The organism is Streptomyces sp. URMC 129, from assembly GCF_051386415.1.
In the GTDB taxonomy this organism is placed as follows: domain Bacteria; phylum Actinomycetota; class Actinomycetes; order Streptomycetales; family Streptomycetaceae; genus Streptomyces.
On the sequence record NZ_JBPQTQ010000244.1, the window covers coordinates 1 to 2,903 of the forward strand.

The window sequence follows — 2,903 nt, forward strand, 5'->3', positions numbered from 1 at the left end:
GACCTAGGCCCCGCGCCTCACCCACCCCCTGCGCCCGCCCGATCCGGCGCGCCACCCCGGCGCGTTACCGTTCCCCTCATGGGCCCCAGGACCGGGCTGGCCGCCGTGAGCGCCGCCCTCCTCGCGATGAACCGCACCCTCCAGGTGCGCGACGTGCTGCAGACGATCGTCGCCTCGGCCCGTGAGCTGCTCGACGCCCGCTACGCGGCCCTCGGGATCCCGGACGGCAACGGCGGCTTCGCCCAGTTCCTCGTGGACGGCGTCAGCGACCGGCAGTGGAAGGCCATCGGCCCGCTGCCCCGCCAGCACGGCATCCTCGCCGCGATGCTCCACGGCGCCACCCCGGTCCGCCTCGCCGACGTCCGCCAGGACCCGCGCTTCGAGGGCTGGCCCGCCGCCCACCCCGAGATGTCCGACTTCCTGGGCATGCCCATCATGGACGGCGACGACGTCCTCGGCGCCCTCTTCCTCGCGAACAAGCGCTGCCCGCCCGGCCGCCGCCGCCCCGACGGCTGCGCGTTCACCGCCGAGGACGAGGAGCTGCTGCGTCTCCTCGCCGAGCACGCCGCCATCGCCCTCACCAACGCCCGGCTCTACGAGCGGAGCCGCGAGCTGACCATCGCCGAGGAGCGCGCCCGTCTCGCCCACGAGCTGCACGACGCCGTCGCCCAGAAGCTGTTCTCCCTCCGCCTGACCGCCCAGGCCGCCGCCGCCCTGCTCGACCGGAACCCCGACCGCGCCCGGAGCGAGCTGCGCGAGGTCGCCCTCCTCGCCGCCGAGGCCGCGGACGAGCTGCGCGCCGCCGTCATCGAGCTGCGGCCCGCGGCGCTGGAGGAGGACGGCCTGATCGCCACGCTCCGCGCCCAGATCCAGGTCCTCGACCGCGCCCACCCGGCCCGCGTCACCTTCGACTGCCAGGACGCCCGCGCCCTGCCCCCGCGCCAGGAGGCCGCGCTGCTCCGCGTCGCCCAGGAAGCCCTGCACAACGCCCTGCGCCACGGTGACCCCGCACACGTCGAGGTCACCCTGTTCCGCCGGGGGGTCGCCACGGTCCTGCGCGTGGCCGACGACGGCTCCGGCTTCGACCCGGCGGCGGTCCGCACCGCCGGCCGCCACCTCGGCCTGGTGTCCATGCGCGACCGCGCGAGCGGGGTGGGCGGCGGCCTGACCGTGGAATCCGCGCCCGGCAAGGGCACCGTGATCGAGATGGAGGTGCCCGGTGGCTGACGCCATCCGCGTGCTGCTGGTCGACGACCACCAGGTGGTGCGGCGCGGCCTGCGGACCTTCCTGGAGGTGCAGGGCGACATCGAGGTCGTCGGCGAGGCCGCCGACGGCGCCTCGGGGGTCGCGCTCGCCGGGGAGCTGCGCCCCGACGTGATCCTCATGGACCTGAAGATGCCGGGCAGCGACGGCATGGACGCCCTGTGCCGCCTCAAGGAGCTGGACATCCCGGCCCGCGTGCTCGTCGTCACCAGCTTCACCGAGCAGCGCACCGTCGTGCCCGCGCTGCGCGCCGGAGCCGCCGGTTATGTGCACAAGGACATCGACCCGGACGCGCTGGCCGGCGCCATCCGCGCCGTCCACGCCGGGCACGTGCTGCTCCAGCCCGAGGTGGCGGGGGCCCTGCTCGCGCAGGACTCCGGCGGGAACGGCGGCCGGTCGGGCTCGCTGACCGAGCGCGAGCGCGAGGTACTCGCACTGATCGCCCGCGGGCGCTCCAACCGCGAGATCGCCCGCGCCCTGGTGCTGTCGGAGAAGACCGTGAAGACCCACGTGTCGAACATCCTCATGAAGCTGGACCTGGCCGACCGGACGCAGGCCGCCCTCTGGGCCGTCCGGCACGGGGTCTCCGACTGACCCCTCTACCGCACCCGACCTCGCGGTCCAAACTCAGCGTCACAGCCCAGGCCAACATTCATACGGTCGGGTGTATGTCACCCACATGGCGTATCCGGCGCGGGTCACGGCCGTTGTGCAGGACAGCCGCGACGGACGGTCGCGGCCAACGCGCCAGGAAGGTCAGAAAGTGAACAACCTCAAGAAGGCCGCCGCCGTCACCCTCATGGCCGGCGGGATCGCCGTCGCCGGTGCCGGTGTCGCGTCCGCCCACGCCGGTGCCGCCGGTGCCGCCGTGCACTCCCCGGGCATCGTCTCCGGCAACAACGTCCAGGTGCCGGTGGACGTCCCCATCAACGTGAGCGGCAACACCGTCAACGTGGTCGGCCTGCTGAACCCGGCGTTCGGCAACGGCGCCGTCAACCACTGACGCGCCCGGACCGCGGGAGTGCTGGGCCGATCGTGCGTAACGGGCAGCCCGCCCGTGCCGCGCGGTCGGCCCGTGCGTTGTGCAGCGCGCGGCTCCGTCACCGGGGCCGCGGCACAGCAACGTCCAGGAGGATCCCCACCATGAACACAGCCACCAAGGCCGCCCTCGTGCTGGCCGCCGCCGGTGCCGTCGCCGGCACCACCGCCGGCACGGCAGCCGCCTCCGGCGCCGACGCCCAGGCGGCGGCCGTGAAGTCGCCGGGCGTCCTCTCCGGCAACAACGTGCAGGTCCCGATCGGCGTCCCGATCAACATCGTGGGCAACTCGGTCAACCTCGTCGGCATCCTCAACCCGACGTTCGGCAACACCGGCGTCAACGCCTGAGCCGACCCACCAGGCCCCCGGGACACCCCCGTTCCCGGGGGCCTCGGCACGCCCGGCGCCCGCCGCCCGGCGGCGCCCTCAGCCGCCCTGCCGCTCCAGCTCCTCCGCGTACGCGTTGTACGCCGCGACCCGCGCCCGCCGCGCCGCCCGCTCCACCGTCCGCAGCAGCCGGTCCCGCTCCGCCAGCTCCCCGGCGCTCACCGCCGCGCTGTGCTCCATCGCCTCGCCCCCCGCCTCCTCCGCGATCCCCACC

The 2,903-nt window shown here is 74.8% G+C and carries 4 protein-coding genes; all 4 read left to right on the forward strand.

All coding sequences use genetic code 11. From position 1 onward, the window contains the following. Window positions 1–78: 78 nt before the first annotated feature. Window positions 79–1,227 carry a GAF domain-containing sensor histidine kinase gene (locus ACSNOC_RS27375; protein WP_436750266.1) on the forward strand — a complete coding sequence of 383 codons (1,149 nt, stop codon included), beginning with the start codon at window positions 79–81 and terminating at the stop codon, window positions 1,225–1,227. Beyond that, a complete protein-coding gene (locus ACSNOC_RS27380; RefSeq protein ID WP_436750267.1) occupies window positions 1,220–1,858 on the forward strand; it encodes a response regulator in 639 nt (212 codons plus the stop codon). The genes ACSNOC_RS27375 and ACSNOC_RS27380 overlap by 8 nt, the downstream gene beginning before the upstream one ends. Before the next feature lie 169 nt (window positions 1,859–2,027). After that, entirely contained in the window at window positions 2,028–2,267 is a 240-nt protein-coding gene (locus ACSNOC_RS27385) for a chaplin (RefSeq protein ID WP_436750268.1), read from the forward strand. Between the two features lie 140 nt (window positions 2,268–2,407). Continuing rightward, window positions 2,408–2,650 carry a chaplin gene (locus tag ACSNOC_RS27390; RefSeq protein ID WP_436750269.1) on the forward strand — a complete coding sequence of 81 codons (243 nt, stop codon included), beginning with the start codon at window positions 2,408–2,410 and terminating at the stop codon, window positions 2,648–2,650. Window positions 2,651–2,903 lie beyond the last annotated feature (253 nt).